General features: G+C 28.6%; 21 protein-coding genes and 1 pseudogene. 7 read left to right on the top strand and 15 right to left on the bottom strand.

The window, feature by feature from the left end; genetic code table 11:
- The 7 genes from X275_RS08930 to X275_RS08900 form a co-directional block, all read right to left on the bottom strand.
- Positions 1–706, bottom strand: a 706-nt coding sequence (locus X275_RS08930; protein ID WP_047268475.1) for an AAA family ATPase, incomplete at its 3' end; no start/stop codon positions are given.
- 300 nt (positions 707–1,006) lie between these two features.
- Positions 1,007–1,543, bottom strand: a complete 537-nt coding sequence (locus tag X275_RS08925) for an ATP-binding protein (protein ID WP_255350039.1) — start codon at positions 1,541–1,543, stop codon at positions 1,007–1,009.
- A gap of 475 nt (positions 1,544–2,018) precedes the next feature.
- The gene (gene gcvPB / locus X275_RS08920; protein WP_047268474.1) at positions 2,019–3,446 is read right to left on the bottom strand and encodes an aminomethyl-transferring glycine dehydrogenase subunit GcvPB; all 1,428 of its coding nucleotides are present in this window, start codon (positions 3,444–3,446) and stop codon (positions 2,019–2,021) included.
- Positions 3,430–4,788, bottom strand: a complete 1,359-nt coding sequence (gcvPA, locus tag X275_RS08915) for an aminomethyl-transferring glycine dehydrogenase subunit GcvPA (protein ID WP_084825166.1) — start codon at positions 4,786–4,788, stop codon at positions 3,430–3,432. Before gcvPA ends, gcvPB begins: the two co-directional genes overlap by 17 nt.
- Before the next feature lie 52 nt (positions 4,789–4,840).
- Positions 4,841–5,206, bottom strand: a complete 366-nt coding sequence (gcvH, locus tag X275_RS08910) for a glycine cleavage system protein GcvH (protein WP_442914814.1) — start codon at positions 5,204–5,206, stop codon at positions 4,841–4,843.
- Between the two features lie 11 nt (positions 5,207–5,217).
- Complete coding sequence (gene gcvT / locus X275_RS08905) at positions 5,218–6,324, bottom strand: glycine cleavage system aminomethyltransferase GcvT (protein WP_047268472.1); 1,107 nt, start codon at positions 6,322–6,324, stop codon at positions 5,218–5,220.
- Positions 6,324–6,539: a putative signal transducing protein gene (locus X275_RS08900; protein WP_047266223.1), complete on the bottom strand. Its 216-nt coding sequence runs from the start codon at positions 6,537–6,539 to the stop codon at positions 6,324–6,326. The genes gcvT and X275_RS08900 overlap by 1 nt, the downstream gene beginning before the upstream one ends.
- A 174-nt stretch (positions 6,540–6,713) precedes the next feature.
- Here X275_RS08900 and pfkA point away from each other — a divergent pair, with 174 nt between their 5' ends.
- Both pfkA and pyk read left to right on the top strand, forming a co-directional pair.
- Entirely contained in the window at positions 6,714–7,673 is a 960-nt protein-coding gene (gene pfkA, locus X275_RS08895) for a 6-phosphofructokinase (RefSeq protein WP_047268488.1), read from the top strand.
- An 11-nt stretch (positions 7,674–7,684) separates the two neighbouring features.
- A complete protein-coding gene (gene pyk, locus X275_RS08890) occupies positions 7,685–9,103 on the top strand; it encodes a pyruvate kinase (RefSeq protein WP_047268471.1) in 1,419 nt (472 codons plus the stop codon).
- 38 nt (positions 9,104–9,141) lie between these two features.
- Here the strand turns inward: pyk and X275_RS08885 are convergent, their stop codons facing one another.
- From X275_RS08885 to X275_RS08870, 4 genes are all read right to left on the bottom strand, one after another.
- Positions 9,142–9,348, bottom strand: coding sequence for a heavy-metal-associated domain-containing protein (locus X275_RS08885; RefSeq protein ID WP_047268470.1), 207 nt, complete (start codon positions 9,346–9,348; stop codon positions 9,142–9,144).
- Positions 9,345–11,501, bottom strand: a complete 2,157-nt coding sequence (locus X275_RS08880; RefSeq protein WP_084825165.1) for a heavy metal translocating P-type ATPase — start codon at positions 11,499–11,501, stop codon at positions 9,345–9,347. Before X275_RS08880 ends, X275_RS08885 begins: the two co-directional genes overlap by 4 nt.
- Positions 11,502–11,511: 10 nt before the next feature.
- Positions 11,512–11,871 (bottom strand): carboxymuconolactone decarboxylase family protein, encoded by a 360-nt coding sequence (locus X275_RS08875; protein WP_052913792.1) that lies wholly within the window; start codon positions 11,869–11,871, stop codon positions 11,512–11,514.
- Between the two features lie 135 nt (positions 11,872–12,006).
- Positions 12,007–13,773, bottom strand: coding sequence for an alpha-amylase (locus X275_RS08870; RefSeq protein ID WP_084825167.1), 1,767 nt, complete (start codon positions 13,771–13,773; stop codon positions 12,007–12,009).
- A 426-nt stretch (positions 13,774–14,199) separates the two neighbouring features.
- Between X275_RS08870 and X275_RS08865 the strand changes: the two genes are divergently transcribed.
- Both X275_RS08865 and hcp read left to right on the top strand, forming a co-directional pair.
- Positions 14,200–15,396: a DUF438 domain-containing protein gene (locus tag X275_RS08865; RefSeq protein WP_047268468.1), complete on the top strand. Its 1,197-nt coding sequence runs from the start codon at positions 14,200–14,202 to the stop codon at positions 15,394–15,396.
- 27 nt (positions 15,397–15,423) lie between these two features.
- Positions 15,424–17,085 carry a hydroxylamine reductase gene (hcp, locus tag X275_RS08860; RefSeq protein ID WP_047268485.1) on the top strand — a complete coding sequence of 554 codons (1,662 nt, stop codon included), beginning with the start codon at positions 15,424–15,426 and terminating at the stop codon, positions 17,083–17,085.
- Positions 17,086–17,120: 35 nt separating this feature from the next.
- Here hcp and X275_RS08855 read toward each other — a convergent pair whose 3' ends face one another.
- Positions 17,121–17,792, bottom strand: a complete 672-nt coding sequence (locus tag X275_RS08855) for a Crp/Fnr family transcriptional regulator (RefSeq protein ID WP_047268467.1) — start codon at positions 17,790–17,792, stop codon at positions 17,121–17,123.
- A gap of 143 nt (positions 17,793–17,935) precedes the next feature.
- Positions 17,936–18,250: pseudogene (locus X275_RS08850) on the bottom strand (putative PEP-binding protein); the annotation flags it as partial.
- Positions 18,251–18,434: 184 nt separating this feature from the next.
- Here X275_RS08850 and X275_RS08845 point away from each other — a divergent pair.
- The 3 genes from X275_RS08845 (at position 18,435) to X275_RS08835 (ending at position 21,415) form a co-directional block, all read left to right on the top strand.
- The gene (locus X275_RS08845) at positions 18,435–18,902 is read left to right on the top strand and encodes a hypothetical protein (RefSeq protein WP_047266233.1); all 468 of its coding nucleotides are present in this window, start codon (positions 18,435–18,437) and stop codon (positions 18,900–18,902) included.
- A gap of 363 nt (positions 18,903–19,265) precedes the next feature.
- Positions 19,266–20,177 (top strand): hypothetical protein, encoded by a 912-nt coding sequence (locus X275_RS08840; protein WP_047266234.1) that lies wholly within the window; start codon positions 19,266–19,268, stop codon positions 20,175–20,177.
- 146 nt (positions 20,178–20,323) lie between these two features.
- Complete coding sequence (locus X275_RS08835; RefSeq protein WP_197072636.1) at positions 20,324–21,415, top strand: hypothetical protein; 1,092 nt, start codon at positions 20,324–20,326, stop codon at positions 21,413–21,415.
- 44 nt (positions 21,416–21,459) lie between these two features.
- On the opposite strand, the gene ppdK is transcribed toward X275_RS08835, so the two are convergent.
- Both ppdK and X275_RS08825 read right to left on the bottom strand, forming a co-directional pair.
- Complete coding sequence (ppdK, locus tag X275_RS08830; RefSeq protein WP_047266236.1) at positions 21,460–24,126, bottom strand: pyruvate, phosphate dikinase; 2,667 nt, start codon at positions 24,124–24,126, stop codon at positions 21,460–21,462.
- A gap of 31 nt (positions 24,127–24,157) precedes the next feature.
- The gene (locus X275_RS08825; protein WP_047268464.1) at positions 24,158–25,141 is read right to left on the bottom strand and encodes an NAD(P)H-dependent glycerol-3-phosphate dehydrogenase; all 984 of its coding nucleotides are present in this window, start codon (positions 25,139–25,141) and stop codon (positions 24,158–24,160) included.
- Positions 25,142–25,144 lie beyond the last annotated feature (3 nt).

Genomic DNA, 25,144 nt, shown 5'->3' with positions numbered 1-25,144 from the left:
CTGGTGCTAATGTTATATTCATTGTTATGTTAAATCCACTGGTTAATGAGTCCAGCATTATTGGACTTACACCTGTCATGAATAGTCTTTCTATTATTGTTTTTGTTCCTTTTTTTATTTCTTCGTAGAATTTTCTTACAAATCCATGTTTTATTACGCTGTCTTTGAATAAATCAAGGTTAAAACTCAATAGTTCATTTGCAAAGTGGTCGTATTCGTCTATTAGTAAGTATATTGGTTTATCTAAACTATCCACTGCTTCTGATAGAAATGTATTCATTATATCTGCTGGTTCGCTATATTCTTCTTTGATTGTTATATCTTGTTTATATCTTGTGTTAAATCCTTTTAATGCACTTATTATTTTATTTTTAAAACTACTTATTAATTTTTCTTTATTTTCTGTTTGTATCCCAGAAAAGTCCATATACAAGATATAATAACTGTTTTTTAATGGCGTTGGATTTTTTCCTATGTATAGGTCTTTAAATAATTTTTCAAATTTCTCTGCATAATTGATATCATAATACTTTACAAGTGTATCTAAAAATAATGTTTTCCCAAATTTCCTTGGCCTTAAAAACACTATATTAGTTTCATTCAATGATTCTAATTTTTCTATATATTCTGTTCTGTCTATGTAATAATAATTCTGCATTATTACCCATTCAAAATTTTGTTTTCCATATGGTATTTTTTTTCTCATGGCTTTCCTCCGGTGTTACACGCCTACGGCGGGTTTTTTGATTAAAATTTAGATTTTATTAAAAAAATTTTTGAGCTATCGCTCTCCTCCGATGTTACACGCCTACGGCTATATACACGCTTCCGCGGGCATCGGTTTAAATTTTTTTTATTTTAAAAAATTAAAACTTTTTATATACTAAACAAAATGCATTTGAAATTTTTTATTAATATAGAAACCCAAAAAGATATAACGGAATTATCCCTTTTTCACCATATAATATATCATCCTTTATAATAAAAGAATTTTCTATTTTATTTTTTATTTGTTTTTTTCCTTTGTTTTTTCCTCCGAATATATAGGATAATATCCATACTTGTAATATTCCTGAAAATCCAGAAGGATTTTATTATTTTCGGCTATATTAAAGGCTATATCTCGATAATTCTCTATTAATTCCTGAAAGTCGTAATGTTTATATTTTTCACCATATTTAATATTTAAAAATTCTCTAAAAGATAATCCATTTAGAATATATGTAACGCATCTTCTTGAAAGATCATATTTAGCTTGTTTAATATTAATACTTGAACTGCCGGAAAAAATAATTTTAATATCATCGTAAAAGTCATAGATGTTTTTGATTTCCTGTTCCCAATTTTTATACTTATGTATTTCATCTAAAAAAAAATTTTTTATTCCATACCGCGTATAAAGACTTTCAATAACATTAATTAAATTATTTTCTAAAAAGAATATATGATCTAAACTCATATATATAGTTTTTGACAAATCATATTTTTCTTTAATTAATTGTAACATAAGAGTCGTTTTTCCAGTACCCTTAGCACCTAATATTCATATTAATCTATTGTTGATATCTATTTTATCATATAAATATCTTTTAGTTATTATATTAATATTTTCTACTTTCTTTCTTGATAATCTTATTAAAAATTCCAAATAAATCACCTCATCGCTTCGACTTTATTCTTTATATCATATATAATATGACATATTTCTGGAGTAAATTCAATTTTTAGAATGAAAAAATATGATTATACTCCAAAAAAATCATAAAAATGTTCTAATTATTATTCAATAGTTTTTTCATTAAATCGCCTTCACATACCTATATGCATCTATTCTAATCATATTTTTGCTTTCTTTTTTATTATAGCATAAATTTAACTAATATTTATTTTTATAGTTCTTTTTACATTAATAATTACATTCTTAGATGCATGAGTTTTTATTAATTTTTTATTATAAACCAATAAAAAAACGCCATTCCAATCATAGAATGGCGTCCTAAATTATTTTCTCTAATATATCATCCTCTAAGTTTCAATTGTTTATTAGCTACTGTTTCGTTTAATCTTCTAACTGGTGTATTTACTGGAGCTTCTTTTAATATTTCTGGATTTGTTTTGGCTTCTTCTAATATTTTATGCATCACATCTATAAAGTGATCTAACTCTTCTTTGGATTCTGTTTCTGTTGGTTCTATCATCATAGCCTCATGAACTATTAACGGGAAATAAATTGTTGGCGGATGTATACCGTAATCTAATAATCTTTTTGCAAAATCTAAAGTTTTTACTCCATATTCTTTTAAGAAAGTTCCGTCGATTATAAACTCATGTTTGCATATTTCGTTATATGCTATTTTAAATTCTTTTTCTAATTTTTTCCTTAAATAGTTAGCATTTAAAACAGCCATTTCACTTGCAAACTTTAATCCTTCTTTTCCCATCATTAATATATATGTATAAGCTCTAACCATAACACTAAAGTTCCCATAAAAAGTTCTTAATCTTCCTATACTTTTTGGAATATTATAATTTAAATAATATTTTCCTTCTTCATTTATGTCTACAATAGGCTTTGGTAAGTAATCCTTTAATTTTTCTTTTACACCTACCGGACCACTACCCGGACCACCCATTCCATGCGGTGTTGAGAATGTTTTATGTAAATTCAAATGAACTATATCAAACCCCATATCTCCAGGTCTTACTTTTCCCATTATTGCATTCAAGTTTGCACCATCATAATACAATAATGCATTATGTTCATGAGCTAATTTTGCCATTTCTAATATATCTTTTTCAAATAAACCAAGTGTATTTGGATTTGTTAACATTATCGCAGCAACACTATCATCCATAACTTTTTTAAATTCTTCTAAATCTACTCTTCCATCTGGCCCTGATTTTACTTCAACAACATCAAACCCTGCCATTTTTGCAGAAGCTGGATTTGTTCCATGAGCAGAATCTGGCAAAATAACTTTTGTTTTATTTGTATAACCATTATCTTCTATATATTTTCTTACAATAAGCATTCCTGTTAATTCACCATGTGCTCCTGCTGCTGGTTGCAATGTAACGGCATCCATACCTGTTATTTCACCAAGATATTTTTGTAAATTATACATCAATTCAAGCGCTCCTTGAATATGCTCTTCTTCTAAATACGGATGTATATTGTTAAATAAGTTTGCCATTTCTTCGTTTAACATCGGATTATATTTCATTGTACAAGAACCTAAAGGATAAAATCCACTATCCACAGAATGATTTTTTCTTTCTAATTCGTTATAATGTCTAACAATTTCTAATTCATGTACTTGGGGTAAACTTGGTTCTTTTTTTCTTAATAATTCTTCTTCTAATTCAATTTTTGTTTCAGGAACATCTAATTTTGGTAGAGAAAATGCGGTTCTTCCACTTTTATCTTTTTCAAAAATCAATTTCATCTATTTCACCTACCTTAGAAATCAAATAATCAATTTCTTCTTTTGTATTTAATTCTGTTGAACAGAATAATGCATAATTTTTCTTATCTTCAAAGAATTTCCCTAAGTTTAAAGGTCCTATATATTTTTCTTCTAATAATTTTTTATTAAATACCTCTAAATCAAATCTTGGTTTTATAACAAATTCATTGAAAAATTCCCCCTCAAAAACAGGATCAAACTTTTCAGATTCAATTAATTTTTTCGCTAAATAATGTGCTTTTTGATAATTTTGATAAGCTATTTCTTTTAATCCTTCTCTTCCAATAATGCTCAAATAAACAGATGCAATAACAGCCATTAATGCATGATTTGAACAAATATTTGATGTAGCTCTTGCTCTTCTAATATGTTGTTCCCTTGTTTGCAATACCATTACAAAACCTCTTTTTCCATCTGCATCAATTGTTTCTCCAATAATTCTTCCAGGCATTTGTCTTATATACTTTTGTTTTGATGCGAAGAAACCAAAAGTAGGACCTCCAAAAGACATGTAATTCCCTAATGATTGACCTTCACCAACAACTATATCTGCACCTAAATTCCCTGGTGCTTCTAATAACCCTAAGGCTATGGGATATGCATTTACTATTAATAATACTTTTTCAGGTAATATTTCTTTTATTTGTTTAATATTTTCAATAATTCCAAAGAAATTTGGATATGAAATTACAACTGAACTCGTATTTTCATCTATTTTAGATTTCAAATCTTCTAAATTTATCTTTCCTGTTTTTTCATCATAATCAATTAATTCAATTTCTATATTTTGAGATTCTGTATATGTTTTTGATACTTCAATGTATTCTGGATGAATTGATTTTGCTACTAATGCTTTATGTTTTCTGTTTACCCTTGATGCCATTAATATAGCTTCAGCAACAGCCGTCCCACCATCATACATAGAAGAATTTGCTACTTCCATACCTGTTATTTCACAAATAGCTGTTTGAAATTCATATAATGCTTGTAATGTTCCTTGAGAAACTTCTGCTTGATATGGCGTGTATGCAGTCAAGAAATTTCTTTTTGTAGATAATTGATATACTGCTGAAGGTACATAATGCTTATAAATACCTGCTCCTCTAAACATTGCATAATTTTCTAAATTAGTAGTTCTTTTTGATAATTCTAATAACTCCCTTTTAACTTCAATTTCCGATTTGGATTCAGGTATATTCAATTCTCCATCAAATAATTCTGGAATATCTTTGTATAACTCTTTTATATCATTAATTCCAATTACTTTCATCATTTCTTTTATATCTTCTTCTGTATGTGGAATATATGGAAATCTTTTCACCTATTTCACCTCACTCTTAAAATTTCAAAGACCCGGAAATCCGGGCCTAAGATTATAATGAGTTTTTATATTCTTCTTCTGTTAATAATTCATCTAACTCACTTTCGTTAGAAAGTTCTATTTTTACTATCCAACCTTTTCCTTCTGCATCTTCATTAATAATTTCCGGAGACGCATCTAATTCTGTATTTACTTCAATAACTTTTCCTGATATTGGAGAGTAAACATCACTGGCAGATTTCACTGATTCTACAGCACATAAAACTTCACCTTTTGAAATTTCTTTTCCTTCTTCAGGTAATTCAACAAATGTTACATCTCCTAATTCTTCTGCTGCATGTGATGTAATTCCTATTGTAGCAATTTTACCTTCTACTTCTACCCATTCGTGAGTTTTTGTAAATTTTTTCATTTTCATACCCTCCTAAGTTATTTTCTATTTTTTACACTACCTCTATAAAATGGTGTTTTTATTACTTTTGCTTTTATTCTTTTACCTCTTACTTCTATTTCTATTTCTGTATCTTTTTTGTAATACGGCTTATTTAGCATAGCCAATGCTATTGGTCTCTCTAATGTTGGAGACATTGTTCCGCTTGTAATAAAACCTACTTCTTTATCCTCACTAAATACTTTATAACCATGTCTTGGAATACCTTTTTCTAACATTTCTATGCCCTTTAATCTTCTTCTAATCCCAACTTCTTTTTCTTTTAATAATGTTTCTTTACCAATGAAATCTTTTTCCATATCAACTGCCCATTTTAGCCCTGCTTCAAAAGGGGTAATTTCATCTGTCATATCATTTCCATATAATAAATAGGTAGCTTCCAATCTTAATGTATCTCTTGCACCTAATCCCGCTGGTTTACCATCATATTTAGACAATAATTCTATTAACTTTCTCCACATGGGAATTGCAGCTTCTTTATCAAAGTAGATTTCAAATCCATCCTCACCTGTATACCCTGTTCTTGAAATTAAACATTTTATTCCATTAATTCTTCCTTCAGTGAAATTATAATATGAAATTTCTTTCAAATCAACCCCTGATATTCCTTGTAACATTTCTTCTGCTTTTGGACCTTGAACAGCAATTTGTGCTGTTTCGTCTGAAATATTTGTTACATTAACTTCGAATTTTTCTGCCTGTTTTAATATCCAATTATAATCTTTCTCAATATTTGAAGCATTCACAACTAATAAAATATGTGTATCTGAATATTTATAAGCTAATAGATCATCTATAATTCCACCATTCTCATTCAACATTGGTGAATAAACTATCTCACCTGGCTTTATTTTTTCTACATTATTTGTAATTATATAATTTACAAAATTTTCAGCATCTTTTCCTTTTATTTCTATTTCCCCCATATGAGATACATCAAAAATTCCTACATTATTTCTTACTGTATGATGCTCATCCTTTAAAGATGTATACCATACTGGCATTTCCCAACCACCAAATGGAACCATTTTTGCTCCTAATCTTACGTGTTCTTCAAAAAGCGGTGTTCTCTTTAAATTTTCCATTAATCTGCCTCCTTATTTTCCAAAATTTCTTTTGCATTTTCATAATCATTTTCTTTAACAAAAACATTCATTATTGTTCCATTTCCAAAAAATTCTCTTCCTATACCTATTTCTTTTGGCGCTTTTACTAATACACTTATCCCTTCTGATTCTAATAACTGTTTCACCAATTGCGCTTCGAAATCATTAATATGAGATTTTAATAATTTCCACATTATTTTATCACCTCACTAATGGTATTATACATCTAAATTTTGTATTTATAAAGAAAAGAAATTTTATAAAAAACGTGGTATAATTACAATAAATGGCAATAAATGAAAAAAATTTCATATATTCATAGATTTTCGCGTTTAATAATATTAAGGAGGGAGAGTTTTATGCCTGAAATTAAAAAAATAGGAATTATTACCAGCGGTGGTGATGCACCCGGGATGAATGCTGCAGTTAGAGCTGTTACCAGAACTGCTGCATCAAAAAATATAGAAGTTATAGGCTTTTATAAAGGATATGCTGGAATTTTAGATAAAGATTTTGTCGAATTAACTTATTCTTCTGTAGGGGGAATAATGGAAAAAGGCGGAACTATATTAAGGACTGCAAGAGTCCCTGAATTTAAAAATCCTGAAATTAGGGCTGAAGCTGCAAAAAATTTAAAGGATTTAAAAGTTGACGGTTTGGTTGTTATAGGAGGTGAAGGTAGTTTAACAGGTGCTAAACTATTGTTTGAAGAACACAATATTCCTGTTATTGGTATTCCAGCCTCCATAGACAATGATATTCCTGATACAGATATGGCAATAGGTGTTGATACATGTTTGAATACTGCTGTGGATGCTATGCAAAAATTAAAAGATACAGCATCTTCTCATGAAAGAGCTTTTATAGTTGAAGTTATGGGAAGAGGTTCTGGATATATTGCTTTAATGTCTGGTTTATCTGTTGGCGCTGAAGCTGTTATAATTCCAGAAGTCCCTGTTGATTATAATGAATTAACAGATCGAATTTGGCAAGAAAGAAAGAGGGGTAAGATCAATTGTATTGTGGTAGTTGCTGAAGGTGCGGCAAGTGCCTACTCAGTTGCAAGACATTTTGAAAATAAAATAGGTTATGAAACACGAATAACTATTTTAGGTCATATACAAAGAGGTGGTTCCCCAACTGCATTTGACAGAATATTAGCTTCAAGAATGGGATATTCTGCAGTAAACTTTCTTTTAGAAGGAAAATTCGGAACTATGGTTGCTTTAGAAAAAGGCCAAACAGTTACTGTTCCACTTGAAAAAGTCTTAAGCGAAAAAAAGATTTTAGATCCTAAATTAATAGACTTAGTAAATACATTATCTTAAGGAGTGATTTTATGAGAAGAACTAGAATTGTTGCTACTATTGGACCAGCTACTGAATCTGAAAATATGGTTAGAGAATTAATAAAAGCTGGTGCTGATGTTCTAAGATTAAATACATCACATGAAAGTCCCGAAGTTCACCAAAAAAGAATTGAGGTAATTAAAAAAGTAAGAAAAGAATTTAACAAACCCGTCGCAATTTTATTAGATTTAGCTGGGCCTAAAATAAGGACAGGTAAATTTAACAAAGATGAAGTAACCTTAAAAGAGGGACAGGATTTTATACTAACAGCTGAAGAAATCATAGGAGATGAAACAAAAGTTTCAATAAATTACAAAGGATTACCAAAAGATGTTAAACCCGGTGATTTAATTCTAGTAAATGATGGAAAATTAAAATTAGAAGTTATAGAATCTGATGGTATAAATATAAAAACAAAGGTAAAAAACACTGCAACTATTACGCATAGAAGAGGGATCAATGCCCCAGGAGCAGATATAAAAATTCCTGCATTGACAAATAAAGATAAGGATTACATTAAATTCGGTATTGAAAATGATGTGGATTATTTTGCTTTATCTTTTGTAAGAAAACCAGAAGATGTTATTGAAATGCGCGAAATTTTAAAATCGTTAAATGCTTTAGATGCTCAGATTATTAGCAAAATAGAAACAAAACAAGCCATTGACAATGATCTTGAAAAAATAATAGAATTATCAGATGCTGTAATGGTTGCAAGGGGTGATTTAGGTGTTGAAGTTGAAGCGGAAAAAATTCCTGTATTGCAGAAGAGAATCATAAGTATTGCAAATAAAAAATCAAAACCTGTAATTACAGCAACACAAATGCTTGAAACAATGATAGAAAATCCCGTACCAACAAGAGCTGAAACTACCGATATTGCAAATGCTATTCTTGATGGAACAGATGCAATTATGTTATCTGGAGAAACTTCAATAGGAAAGTATCCTCTAGAAGCTGTAAAAGTCATGGATAGAGTAGCATTAGAAACTGAACCATATATGAATCATTACGGTGCCTTATTTTTTGATTTTGACGAAGACGACTCTACTACAAATGCTATTTCAAAGGCTGCTAATGAAATTGCTATTTCTGCCGGAATAAAAACAATTGTAGCTGTTACTGACAAAGGATATACGGCAAGAGCTGTTTCCAGGTATAGAGAGAATGTAAATATAATAGCTGTCACACATTCAGAAAAAACATATAATAGATTGGCTCTTGTTTGGGGAGTTAGGCCTATGATTGTAAATGAGTTCGTAAGTACAGATACTATGTTATATATAGTGAAACAATCATTAAAAAATGAAGGATTAGTAAAATCAGGAGAAAAAATAATATTTACTGCTGGTATCCCTTATGGATTTTCCAGCAAAACTAATTTTCTACATATTGCAGAAATAAAATAAACTGTGCATATCGCACAGTTTATTTTATTTTTTCATAATTATTCCATAACTATTTCAGCTGGGTAATCTATTTCTTCAAGTTTCTTCAATATCAATTCAACATCACAATCTGATGATTTTATATATACCTTTTTTTCATCTAATTTTACTTCAAATTCAGTAATATTAATTTCTTTCAATGCATTTGTTATTCTCATTACACAGTGATTACATGACATATCTGGTACTAAAAGCACAGTTTTCATAGTTTTTTACCTCCTTTTATCCTTAGTGAATTTAAAACAACAGTTATAGAACTAAATGCCATTGCTGCTTCTGCAATTGCAGGATGCAATAATCCGGACATTGCAGCAGGAATAGCTATTACATTATAGAAAAATGCCCAGAATAAATTAGATTTTATTACTGAAAATGTTTTTCTTGAAATTTCTACCGTATCTACTATCTTCGAAACACCACCTTTTACTATAATAACATCTGCATTATCAATTGCTAAATCTGTTCCACTTCCTATGGCAACACCTATATCTGCACCTTTTAATGCTGCAGCATCATTCATACCATCTCCAACCATAAGTGTCTTATATCCTTTTGCTTGATAATTTCTAACAACATTTAATTTATCTTCTGGTTTTATACCTGCTAAAATTTCTTCGATTCCTACTTCTTTTGCAACAGCTTTTGCAGTTTTTTCATTATCTCCTGTAGCCATAACGGGAATAATTCCTATTTTCTTAAATTCTTCTATAGCTTTTTTTGAATCTTCTCTTATCTTATCAGCAATAGCTATATATCCTAATAATTTCTTATTTTCATAAACTTCAACTACAGTATAACCTTTTTCATTTAATTTATCATATTTATTTTTTGGTTTACCAATGAAATATTCATTATTATTGTATAAAGTTTTTACGCCTTTTCCCACTATTTCTTCAATGTTTTCTATATTTATTTTCTCTTTAGATAGTTCGGAAATTGCTTTTGCCAATGGATGATTTGACATATCTTCTATAGAAGCAATAATTTTTATTTTATTTTTTGGAATACTATGTTCAACAACCTGAGGTTTTCCTTGAGTTATTGTTCCTGTTTTATCCATAATAACTACTTTCACATCTTTAGAGGTTTGAATAGCTTCAGCATTTCTAATAATAAGTCCTTTTTTAGCTGCTTCACCTGTACCAGCAACCAATGCCATTGGTGTAGCTAATCCAAGAGCGCATGGACATGCAATAACTATAGTTGCAACAAAAACAAAAACTGAAAATGAAAGAGGATCTGTTGTATTTAATATCCATGGAAAAATACTTCTCATATTTTGTATAAATAGTTGAAGTCTTTCAAAATTAAAATACCAAATTAATCCACTTATTACTGCTAAAGAAATTACTATAGGAACAAACCATAATGTAATTCTGTCTGCTAACGCTTGAATTGGAACTTTAGCTCCTTGAGCTTCTTGTATTAATTTAATCATTTGAGATAAAAATGTGTCTTCTCCCACATTTGTGACCTTTATTTTTAAAAAACTTGTTAAATTTAAGGATCCACCAATTACTTTTTCTTCAACAGTTCTTTCTACAGGTATAGATTCACCTGTTATCATTGATTCGTCAATTGAAGACTTACCTTCAATAATTTCTCCATCAACAGGAATCCTCTCACCAGGTTTTACTAAAACTATAAAGTCTTTTTTAATTGCATTTATTGGCATTAATAATTCTTCATTGCCTATCAAAATCCTGGCCTCTTTAGCTTGCATGTTCATCAATGATTTTATTTCTTTTGCGGCTTTATCTCGTAAATGAGATTCAATGAATCTACCTGTAATATGTAAAGCCATTATCATTGCTCCTATTGTTCCAAAGGATGCAATTGGAAAACCAAATGAATTAAGCAACGCTGTTATCCAGGAAGCTACTGAACCAAAAAGAATTAAGGTATCCATATTTGTATGAAAATGGCTTAATGCAATCCAGGCACCTTTTATTGTTTTTTTACCGGTATAGAATATTACGTATCCTCCTACAATAACTTCTATAACAGAAAATCCAGGGATTTCTTTCCAGAACATATGAATTAGCATCATAATAGAAATTGGAATAGTAACAAGTAAAGCCAAAATTAAATTTTTCTTCGCTTCTTGATATCTCTTTTTCTCTAAATCTTGACTCATATCTGTAGAAATATCATATCCAACTTTTTGAACAGCCTCTTTTAATTTTTCAAATGATATTTCATCTTCAGCAACAACAAAAGCAGTTTCTGTAGCCAAATTGACCGCAGAAAATTTTATACCATCCACCTTTTTCAATGCTTTTTCAACAGTTCTGGCACATGTGGCACATGTCATACCAACAACTCTAAAATTTATCTTTTTTTCTGTTTTTTCATTCATTTTATCACCCCTAATCACAACATCCTTCTTTGTCATTATTTAATTCAATTTCAATATTAGATTCAATACTATTTTCTAACTTTTTCCAATAATCATATGCAATCATAGACCACTCTTCACCGGGACATCCTCCCATTGTCATTACAACATCAAGTGTTTCAAGCAGTTCTTCTTCTGTTACGCCATTTTCATAAGCTAATTTAACATAACCTTTTACACAAGGTTCGCATTTTATAATAGCTGATATAGCCAAAGCCATCAAAAGTTTATGTTTCCCTGGCAATACACCGTCAGAGTAACTTTGTTGTCTCATTCTTACTAAAGCACCAGAAGTTTTTGCTGTTTTCTTTCTCCATTCTTTTAAATCCATTATTTTCTCCTCCTTATCCCAGTAGGTAGGGGTGTTTTCATTATACCTATTTTTTATTTCAATTATATTAAAAAAACAAGAATAAATTTCATATAATAAATCACTCCAAAAATTTGGAGTGATTTATTTATCATTTTATTGTTCTACCCATACTGAAACAGAACCACCATTTACCTTAAATTCTGCCCATCCATCAGAATTTGACCATACTTCGTCACTTCTATTTCCTAAATAATCAATAAATTTTGCATTCTTTTTTCCAACATACATCCATTTGCTTCCACCAGGACCATCTGTTAATATTACAGCCATAGCTTTTGGATGTTCTGCATCTCCCAATCTTGTCCAACCAATTATGTCCCAGTGATCTAAATAATCATATTGATCACCATATGCATATATCTTTCTTGCTTCAATAAGCTTTTTTATAATGTCATATTGTGCTGTTATTCCTGGAGCTCCATACATATCTCCGTAAAAAACACACGGATATCCATCTCTTCTTAATAATATCATTGCATATGCTAATGGTTTAAACCAGTCTTGAACTGAAGAATATAACGATTGACCAGGTTGAGTATCATGATTTTCTACAAAGGTTACTGCTTTTACAGAATTAGATTGTACAAGTGTCCCATTGAAAATATTTCTCATATCATAATATCCACCTGCATTTGAAGCATCATGAAAATGCTGATGTAGTGGCACATCGAATAAAGACATTCTACCTTTAGTTTTTGAAATATAGTTATCTAATTTATTTATATCTGTACTCCAATATTCTCCAACAGTAAATAATTCTTTTCCTGTTGTGCTTCTCATATAATCCAACCAGTCATTGAAAAAATCAAACTTTATATGCTTTACTGCATCCAGCCTAAATCCATCAACATTTGTAAAATCAACATACCATTTTCCCCAATTCTTTAGTTCTTGAACAACATCCGGATGTTCCATATCTAAATCTGCACCCATTAAATAATCATAATTTGCATTTTCAGTATCAACTTCCCAATCCCATGCTTTTCCTGTACTATTAAATCTAAAAATTGCACTTTCATGAGTATTTTCATCCCAATCCACCCCATCAAAATGATACCATCTCCATTTGAAATCAGAATATTTATTTGCCCTTCCAGGAAAGTTGAAAACTGTCCAAGCCTTTATGTCTTTATTTTCAAGAACATAATTTCTATCATTCCAGGAAACTTTATATGCATTAACCCACTCAGTATCATCTGCTCCCATTCTATGATTAAATACTACATCAGCATATACTTGTATATTGTATGTATGTGCGATGTTTATTACATTTAAATATTGATCTTTAGTACCGTATTTAGTTGCAATTGTTCCTTTTTGATTGAACTCTCCAAGATCATACATATCATATACTCCATATCCCACATCACTTTTACCGGCCTGACCTTTATAAGCAGGTGGTAACCATAATGTTGTTATTCCCATAGATGCCAGATCCGGTATTTTCTCAGAAAGTTCTACCCATAACCCTCTTTGTGTATTTTCATCATATTCTGGCAAATACCATTGAAAAGCCTGTAATATTACTCCATTTATAGGACTTGTATATTTTTTTACATCTATATAATGTGTATTATCATAAAAGGTTATCTTATATGTAGTATATGGCTGAACTTCATAATCTGTTGCGGGATAGCTTTCGCTCCAATCACCATAATGATCTATTTTGAATCGTGGAGCCCCATATCCATTACCATTATTAAATGTAATTATAATTTCCCATGTATTTGGCGCAACTTTTTGCATTAATGTTGTTCCCCAATTGTTTGGAGTTCCTCTGAAATACGCCTGAGTCCATTCGCCTTTAACAACGTTAGATGTGTTAGAAAGGCCCGTAAAATTAGAATCATTTTGTTTCATACAACCTGCAAAAAATATTAACGACAAAAAAATAATGAAAATAAAAATCTTTATGTAACGTTTCACTTTCATACCTCCCTAATTTTTTTCATTCTATACTATTATACTTTTAATAATATATTTTTAAAAATTTAATAATCAAAAGAATTCTTTAGAAAAATTACGATTTTTATATTTAATAATAAATAATTTATTTTTTTTTATATTAATAACAGAAAACCATCTCAAATTATATTGAGATGGTTTATATCAAACAATGTATTTTTATTCTACACAACAACTCATTTTTGAAATATCTCTTTTAAAATTCTGAGAGCAAAGTTTTATTATTTTTCATAGTGTAACCATGATTACAGACAAATTGGATAAAATGAGTTATAATTAATATGTAAATAAATAATATTTTTCACAAAGCGAGGAGATAATATGAGTGAATTGTTTAATAAAAAAGAATATTTAAAAAACTTGATAAAAAGAGTAAACCAGGAAAAAGATAATGAAGAATTAAAGAAGGAGTTACAAAGCATTATAAGAGAATTATCAGCAGAAGAAATTGCTTTAGTAGAACAGGAATTAATGGATAATGAAGGAATAACAATTGATCAAATCCAATCAGTATGTGATGTGCATCTTAATTTATTTAAAGAATATATAGAGAAAGAAAAAATAGAAGTTGAATCCTGGCATCCTATTTATATTTTAATGAAAGAACATGAACACATTATAAAAACCGCAGAAAAAATAAGAGATATTGCAAAAAAAATATTAGAGAAAAGATCAATTCAGGAAGCGTTTCCGCTATTTATGAATTTAAATATTCACATTGATAATCTTATGGCTGCAGAAAATTATTTTTTAAAAGAAGAAAATGTTTTATTTCCCTATATAGAAAAATACGGAATAACAAAACCTCCTGCAATAATGTGGAGGGAACATGATCAGGTAAGAGATTTAAGGAAAAAAATTATAAAAATAAAAGATAATAAAAATTTTGAAGAAATGAAAAAAGATTTATACAATATTTCATTAGCATTATTAGAATTATTTATGAATCATGTTCATAAAGAGCATTCTGTCTTATTTCCAACTGCTTTAAAATTAATTAAAAAAGAAGAATGGTTTGATATAAGAAAACAATTTGATGAAATTGGATATTGCTGTTTTGATCCAGAACCATTGGATTTAGAAAAAAGTGAAACAGAAGGTGTATTAGAAGGGAAAATAAAACTTCCAAGTGGAGAATTAACAGTAGAACAATTAAAGTATATATTAAATACATTACCAATAGATATAACCTTTGTTGATGCAAATGATGAAGTTAAATATTTTAGTGAATCTAAAGAAAGAATATTTGTTAGAAGTAGAGCAATTTTAGGGAGAAAAGTAGAAAATTGTCATCCTCCTAAAAGTGTAGATATAGTAAAAAAAATTGTTAATGATTTTAAAAGTAGAAAAAGAGATAATGCTGATTTTTGGTTAAAAATAGGAGAAAAATATGTATATATTAGATATTTTGCTGTGAGAAATAACAAAGGTGAATATCTTGGAACTTTGGAAGTAACTCAGGATATAGCACCTATAAAGGAAATACATGGTGAAAGACGTATTTATGACGAAAATTAAAATATTATGGAGGTGTTAATTATGGGTATGTTTTGTTATCAATGTGAAGAAGCTTCAAGAGGAGTAGGCTGTACAACTATAGGGGTATGTGGAAAGACTCCAGAAGTTGCAAATTTACAGGATATGTTAATTTGGGTAACAAAAGGGTTATCTTTTTGGACATTAAAAGCTAAAGAATATGGCGTTAAAGATGATGAAGCAAACTTATATGTTGCAGAAGCATTATTTAGCACAATTACAAATGTCAATTTTTCTGTTGAAAGAATGGTCAGTTTTATTGATAAAGCAATAGAATTAAGAGAAAAAGTAAAACATTTGTTTTTAGATGCATATGTGGCAAAAGAAGGTAAACCATTTGAAGAAAAAGTTCCAGAAGCTGCAGAATGGTATAAACCAGGAGGAGCAGAAATATATGAGTTAAAAGGTATGGAAGTAGGAGTTATGTTAGATGAAAATGAAGATATTAGATCTTTAAAACAATTATTAATATATGGCTTAAAGGGTATAGCTGCTTATACAGATCATGCATATGTTTTAAAATATGCAAATGATGAAATACTTTACTTCTTACAAAAAGGATTAGTTGAAACATTGAGAGAAGACATTACTGTTGACGAATTAATAAATCTTGTTTTAGAAGCAGGAAAATATGCTGTGGAAGCTATGGCATTATTGGATAAAGCAAACACATCAACATATGGTAACCCTGAAATTACAGAAGTGTATACCGGAACATATAATGCACCTGGAATTTTAGTAAGTGGGCATGATTTATTAGATTTAGAAGAATTATTAAAACAAACAGAAGGAACAGGAATTAAAGTTTATACACATGGAGAAATGTTACCAGCTCATGCTTATCCAGAATTAAAAAAATATAAACACTTAGCAGGAAACTTTGGAGGTTCATGGTGGAGACAGGATAAAGAATTTGAAGAATTTGGCGGAGCAATATTAATGACAACAAACTGTTTAGTTCCTCCAAAAGAATCATATAAAGATAGAGTATTCACCACAGGATTAGTTGGATTTGACAAATTAACTCATATTCCTAATAGAACAGATGGAAAATCAAAAGATTTCTCACCAGTAATCAAGAAAGCTTTAGAATTAGGACCAATTCCTGAAAGAGAAGGAAAAAAATTAGTTATTGGTTTTGCTCATGAACAAGTATCTCAAGTAGCAGATAAAGTAATTGAAGCTGTTAAAACAGGAGCTATTAAAAAGTTCTTTGTAATGGCTGGTTGTGACGGAAGACATAAAGAAAGAGAATATTATACAGAGTTTGCAGCTAACTTACCAAAAGATACTGTTATCTTAACAGCAGGATGTGCAAAATATAGATATAATACATTAGATCTTGGAGATATTGGAGGAATTCCAAGGGTATTAGATGCAGGTCAATGTAATGACTCTTACTCATTAGTAGTAACAGCATTAAAATTAAAAGAAGCATTTGGATTAGAAGATATTAACGAATTACCAATTGAATATAATATAGCCTGGTATGAACAAAAAGCAGTAGCAGTATTATTAGCATTATTATACTTAGGCGTAAAAGGAATAAAATTAGGTCCAAAATTACCAGCATTTGTTTCACCAAATGTATTGAAAGTATTAGTTGACAATTTTGGAATTAATCCTATTACTACTGTTGAAAAAGATCTTGAATTTTTCTTGAATAAATAATTATAAATAGTAATTCCCCTCTGAGAGGGGAATTACTATTTATTTTCGATTTTATTTTTATCTAAAATATATATTTTATTACCTTCTTTTTTTATTATACCTTCATGTTCTAATCTAGAAAAAGCTCTTGATAATGCAGGTCTTGTAACACCAAAGAGGTGTGATAATTGTTCAACGGAATATTCTAAATCAATAACCTCAGTTTTTTTATCTTCCATTTTTTCTTTTAAATAATATAAAATTTTATCTTTTAAGCTATTTAATGTTATAAACCATAATTTTTGTGATATAAAATTAAATTTTGTTCCCATATATTCTATTAATTCTATTAAAAAATCCTTATTTTTCATGCATAAATCATATATTTTATTTTTGGTAATATAAGCTACAAGTGTCTTTTCTTCTGAAATAATATCTACTGGAATTTTGGAATTTTTAGAAAATGTTGCACCTAATGCCATAATAGTTGGCGCTTTCATTTCTTCTATTTGTATGATTTTTCCATCAATTTCCATCATTTCTGTTTTTACTCTGCCATATAATAGCAACATTACTTCTTCTATTTTTTCACCTCTTGATTTAATTATTGAATTTTTTTCAAATTCTTTTATATATAATATATTATTTTCTATTAACTCTTCAATTTCTGATAATTTTAACTTCCTGAAAATAATTAATTTTGAAAATCTCTCTATTAATGGATGCATAGTATCACCTCAAAATGAACATATAAAATTTTATCTTTCTTTAATTATAACACAAACTTAGAATCGTTGTTTATTTTGATTTGAGGTTCGATATTTAAATAAAAATAACCCCGGAATTAATCTCCCGGGGTTTTATTATTATATTAGTCAGCGTAATTTACAAATTTTCCTCTTTTGAATTTAACTGCTGCTTGTGCTGCTGCTAATCTTACTATTGGAACTCTGTATGGTGAACAACTTACATAATCTAATTGTGTTTTATGGAAGAATTCAATTGATTCTGGATCTCCACCGTGTTCACCACAAACACCTAATTTTAATTCTGGATTTACTGATCTTCCATAATCTTTTGCAATTTTTACCATTCTACCAACACCTGTTTGATCAACGTGTTTGAATGGATCTTTTTCATAAATTCCTTTTTCAATGTAATCGTTGATGAATTTACCATAATCATCTCATTTACAAAAAGAAAATTTACCATTAATTTACTTTAATGTTATTATTTTTTTTTTTTTTTTTTGATATTATATTTGTATAAAACTATAAAGATAAAAATTTTTTTAATTATAAAATTTTAAGTATGATAATAATTATTTTTGCGTCAAAAATATTAATATTTATAGAAAGGGGATGAGGTTTATGAAAAAAAATTATATGGTGTTTTTTCTCGTATTATTAATTTCTATTTCTACTTTTTCCGCTAAATTTTGGGGCTGGGAAACTGAAATTGTTAATTCATGGTATTATTATACTCCTTGGAAAACTTTAGTTTCTGTAACTAATAGAACTATGGATAATATTAATGTAAATAGAACAAAAACAGTTAAGCAATCAATAATAGTAAATGCTGGTGGTGAAGGAGATTTATTTGATATATTAAAGATAAATTTTAACATTGGATCAAGCCTAGAGGTTTCTCAAACATTATCGATACAAGCAGTTTGTCGCCCAAAATATAAATTAACCTGGGATTCAAGATGGAAAAAGTATAGAGCTTGGGGAATGGCATATTATTATGAATTTTATAAAGAAAGGAAAATTACAACTTGGTCTGTTGACAAACCTTTATATGCAGAAGATAGAGTTACAACAATTCCTATAAAATAACTCGATAGCCCTATTAGTTTTATTAAGCTAATAGATGTTCATCTTAATAGACTTTCCAAAAATGAAAAATAGTAAATAAGAATATGAAAAAAACTCGAACAAAAATATTATGAAGTATAAATTGCGATTTAAAAAACAAAGTAAATAATTACTTTATCAAGGTAAATTTAGTAAGGATTATTCTTTGTTGAGGTGTCTCCTTTGTAAGACAATATCGTTTTGTTTTACTAAATAGAATAAATAGTTAACCTAATTATATTGTATCTAATAAAGATAATTTTTTTTAGATAACATGCAAATATTGTAAATATTATATTTGAGTATTTTTGAAGATGCCATATATGTGTATGAGGAGGGGCAAGTGTGAAAAAAACTATATTAATATTTATAATTTTAATTATTTTAATTGGAGAAATATATTCAGATAGTGATGTTAACTATTTTAAGATTAAAGAGGTATATGATAATGCATTAGAGAATTATTCAATTTATCCTGATTTAGGACCAATATCAGTTTCGGTTGTTGATTATCAAAGTAAAAATGCTTATTTGTTTTTCAAAAAGAAAGGAATTTTAATGAAAGTATTTTTTAATAATTCATCAGAAGAAGTTATCCTTTTTAATATTTATAATAAGTATATTAGTGAAGATGATATTGGTAACATTATAGCTTTAAGAAATAATATTATAGTATTTTCAAAAAAAGATAAAAAATTATATATTTTTTCTAATAACGGCGGTTTAAAAAACATCATTAAATATGGAAATACATTTAATGACATCAAATATATTTTACCATATAAAAATGAAAAACTGTTAATAATAAATAATTCAAATAAAATATATTTAATAGATATAAAAGGGAAAATTATATCTAATACAGATATTATAAAAAATTTAAAAATTAACGTAGCTTCGATTATAAAATATACCATAGAGAATGACTATTTTTACTATTTATCTAGTGATAATAAAATATATCGATATAGTATAAAAACCGGAGAAAATAAAAAAGAGTTAGATTGGTTCCCAAATAGAATAATAGATTTTTCTATTGATTCGAATAATAATTTATTTATTTCATATAGTGATGGAAAAAAACTAAAGGTTGCTTATGTATCTTATACAAATAAAATAGTTAAAGTATTTTATGAATTACTATTGGATGAAATATTTGAAATTAATGTTAGACTATTAAATGTTAATGATCATATATTAATAATAGGTAATAGAGGATATAGAATTTATAAGGTTAATAAAATTATTAATGAATAGGGAGTGTATATATTTTGTTAAAAAAAATTTTTTTTCTATTATTTATTTATTTTGTTATTTATGGTCTCGGAAATAATATTATCATTAATATTGATTTAATCACTAATGAAAATAAATTAAAAAAATCTCCGATCACTATTTCTAAAATGGAAGAAATAAGGGCATATAATTATTCTGGAAAAGGAATAACATTGTATTTGCCATATATAAATTTCTATTCTGATTTAAATAATCGAATAACGTCGATAAATTTTAATTTAAATGATTTTCTAGCTATGACTAATACTAAGTTGCCATTTTTGACAGAAAATAGATTAAAATATGAATTAATAAATTTTGAAATAATGGAAATAGAAGAAAAAGTGAAATTATTATATCAGGCAATTACAAATAAAAAAATTTTAAAAAATATCGAAAATATATATAATGAGGTTGAGAAACTGTTTAAAAATAATGATATAAAAATACCTAAAAAGCAAATCTATAACATAGATTTATTACTTAAACAGTTAGAACTAAAAAGAAAAAAACACTATCATCAAAAAGAAATATTAGAGATGCAATTAAGAAATACATTTTTTATTAATAAAAAGGATAATATTATTTTAGATACTAAAGACTATAAAGAAAATATACATAATTTTGATAAAAATAAATTTCTAAAAGAAGAATATTTATATAATTTACCTGAGGCAAAAGTTCAATTATATAAATTAAAAGAAAATAATGCTGAAAAAGTTGCAAATTTTTATAGAAATATATTACCAAGAATATCCCCGTATATAATAATAAATAATTTTTCAAATATAGAAACTGGTGTTATGGTTAATTATAGCTTGAATAGTTTTATAACTATGAGTATTAAGGGAAGTTTATTTTATGATTTCAATAAATATAAAAATCTTAATTCAAATATATCGTTTAATATTACTTTGAATAGCAGTGAAAAATATCAAGATTTTAATATCTCCTATTTATATAATGAAGAACAAATAATTAATAATGTAAGATTAAATATAACAAATATAGTTTATACAATTGAACAATTAGAAATGGAATTAAATATTGCAAAAGAATATCTTAATTTATTGGAAAATGATAAAAACTATGATAATTCTCCAATAGAATATTTAAAATATGTGTTAGATAAAATCTCTTATATAGAATACTATTATTCATTATTAAATGAATATAATTATAATATTTTCAGATTGGAAATACGTGAAAAATTTAAATAAAAATAACCCCGGGAGAAATATTCTCCCGGGGTTTTATTATTATATTAGTCAGCGTAATTTACAAATTTTCCTCTTTTGAATTTAACTGCTGCTTGTGCTGCTGCTAATCTTGCTATTGGAACTCTGTATGGTGAACAACTTACGTAATCTAATTGTGTTTTATGGAAGAATTCAATTGATTCTGGATCTCCACCGTGTTCACCACAAACACCTAATTTTAATTCTGGATTTACTGATCTTCCATAATCTTTTGCAATTTTTACCATTCTACCAACACCTGTTTGATCAACGTGTTTGAATGGATCTTTTTCATAAATTCCTTTTTCAATGTAATCGTTGATGAATTTACCATAATCATCTCTTGAGAAACCTAATGTCATTTGTGTTAAGTCGTTTGTACCAAAACTGAAGAATTCTGCAACTTCTGCAATTTCGTCAGCTGTTATTGCACCTCTTGGTACTTCTATCATTGTTCCCACTTTGTAATCTAAGTCAACACCAGCTTCTTCAATTAATTTATCAGCAGTTTCTCTTACTATTTTATCTAAGTATTTTAATTCATTTACTGTTCCTACTAATGGAATCATAATTTCTGGTTTTACTTTTTTACCTTCTTTAACCATTTCAATAGCAGCTAAAATAATTGCTTTTGTTTGCATTACTGCAACTTCTGGATATGTGATAGCCAACCTCACGCCTCTGTGACCCATCATTGGGTTAAATTCGTGTAGGTTTTCTACAATTTCTTTTAATTCTTCTACTGTAATTCCTAATTGTGGTGCTAATTCTTTCATTTGTTCTTCATCATTCGGTAAGAATTCATGTAATGGTGGATCTAATAATCTTATTGTTACAGGGAATCCTTCCATAGCTTCAAATAATCCTTTGAAATCTTCTTTTTGTAATGGCAATAATTCTTCTAATGCTGCTTCTCTTTGTTCAACTGTTTTTGAAACTATCATTCTTCTCATTTTTTGGATTCTGTCACCTTCGAAGAACATATGTTCTGTTCTACATAATCCAATACCTTCAGCACCAAAATTTCTTGCAACATTAGCATCTCTTGGGATATCAGCATTTGCTCTTACTCCCAATACTCTTATTTCATCAGCAAATTCTAATAGTTCAGCTACTTCGCCTTCTAATCCTTTTGGTTTAATTGTTTTTACTTTTCCTAAATAAACTTTTCCTGTTGTACCATCTATTGAAATCCAGTCTCCATCTTTTACAATAACGCCTCTTGCTTCAAATTTCTTTGCTGACTCATCTATAACTATCTCATCAGCACCAACAATAGCAGGTTTTCCCATACCTCTTGCAACAACTGCTGCATGTGATGTCATACCACCTGTTGCTGTTAATATACCTTCAGCAGCATTCATACCTCCAACATCTTCAGGACTTGTTTCTGGTCTTACAAGAATAACAGGTGTTCCTTCTTTTGCCAATTCTTCTGCTTCATCTGCACTGAATACAACTTTACCTGTTGCTGCTCCTGGTGATGCAGGTAATCCTTCACCTATTTCCTGTGCCTTTTTGATTTCATTTTCGTCAAATGCTGGGTGCAATAATTTGTCAATCTGATCAGGAGTTACTCTCATTACAGCAGTAGCTTTGTCTATTAAACCTTCTTTTACTAAATCAACGGCAATTTTCACAGCAGCTTTAGCTGTTCTTTTACCTGTTCTTGTTTGTAAGAAATATAATTTACCTTTTTCCACTGTAAATTCTATATCCTGCATATCTTTGTAATGATGTTCTAATTTATCCATAATATCTGTTAATTGTTTATATACATCTGGCATAATTTCATTTAATTTTTCCAATGGATATGGTGTTCTGATACCTGCAACAACATCCTCACCCTGTGCATTTGGTAAGTATTCACCATATTTTATTTTTTCTCCAGTATTAGGATCTCTTGTGAAACATACACCTGTTCCACTATCTTCACCCATATTACCAAATACCATCATAACTACGTTAACAGCTGTACCTAACAATTCACCTTCTTTAATACCATTAATAGCTCTGTATTTTATAGCCCTTTCATTCATCCAACTTCCGAAAACAGCTTCTATAGCAATCCATAATTGTTTTTTAGGATCTTGAGGGAATTCTTTTCCTGCCTTTTTATAAATTTCTTTGTATAATTCAACAACTTTTTTGAAGTCTTCTGCTTCTAATTCAATATCTGATTTTACACCTTTTTCTTCTTTTACTTTTGTTAATGCTTCTTCAAAATCATGATGAGGTATACCTAATGCAACATCACCAAACATTTGAATGAATCTTCTATATGCATCATATGCAAATCTTGGATTTCCTGTATTTTTTGCTAAAGCTTCAACTGTTTCATCATTTAAACCTAAGTTTAAAATTGTATCCATCATACCTGGCATTGATACAGCTGCACCAGATCTTACAGATACTAATAATGGATTATCTTTATCTCCAAATTTTTTTCCTGATACTTCTTCTAATCTTTTTAATGCAGCTTCAACATCTGCTTCTAATGTTTCTGGGAATTTTCTATCATGTTTCCAATAATAATCACAAACTTCTGTCGTAATAGTAAAACCAGCTGGAACAGGCAACCCCATTTTTGCCATTTCTGCTAAGTTTGCACCTTTACCTCCAAGTAAGTTCTTTAATTTTGCACTACCCTCGGCAATACCACCGCCGTAAAAATACACCATCTTTTTTTCCATGTGTTTCTCCCTCCTTATCAAATGTAAAGGTCTAATTTTCTTCTTTTAATTCTCTTTTCATTAATTCATGAATGGCTTTTTTAGGATTTTTGTTTAAATATAATACCTCATAAGTTTTTTCTGTTATGGGCATATCTATATTTAACCTTTTTATTTCATCATATAACGCTTTAACAGTATATATACCCTCTGCCACCATATTCATGTGTTCTATTATTTCATTTAATTTTTTACCTCGTCCAATCATTTCACCAACATATCTATTTCTACTATGTTGACTATTACATGTAACTATAAGATCACCTAAACCTGCTAATCCCATAAAAGTTTCTTTTTTAGCTCCTTTTTTTTCACCATATCTAATTATTTCCGCAAGCCCTCTTGTTATCAACGCTGCTTTGGAATTATCCCATCCACCTATTCCGTCAATAACTCCTGCTGCAATTGCAATAACATTTTTAATAGCTCCACCTAACTCAACACCAACAACATCTTCATTAGTATATACTCTAAAAGAAATGTTACTAAATATTTTTTGAACAATTTTTGCTATTTTTAAATCATTGGATGCAGCAACAATACTTGTAGGAACATCTCTTGCTACTTCTTCAGCATGACTGGGACCGCTTAACACTACATATTGAATGTCTCCAATTACTTCATTTAAAATTTCACTAATTCTTTTTTGAGAATAAATTTCTAAACCTTTTGCTAAATTAACTATAATTTGATTTTCATAAAAAGGCTTTATCTGCAATGCAACTTCTCGAATTGCCTGGGTTGGTATTGCTAACACAATTACTTCAGAATTTTTCATAACTTCATTTATATTCAATAAAGGTTTTATATTTCTTGGAATTGATATGCCGGGTAAATAATATGGATTTTCTCCATCTTTTAATGCTTTAAGTATCTTTTCTTCTCTTGTCCATATTTTTACATTATGTCCATTATTTAACAATACTTTCGATATTGCAGTTCCCCAACTACCAGAACCAATTATTCCTATATTCATGAT

The organism is Marinitoga sp. 1197, from assembly GCF_001021165.1.
In the GTDB taxonomy this organism is placed as follows: Bacteria; Thermotogota; Thermotogae; order Petrotogales; family Petrotogaceae; genus Marinitoga.
Note: the sequence above shows the minus strand (reverse complement) of the source record. Positions and strands in the feature narration are given on the sequence as shown.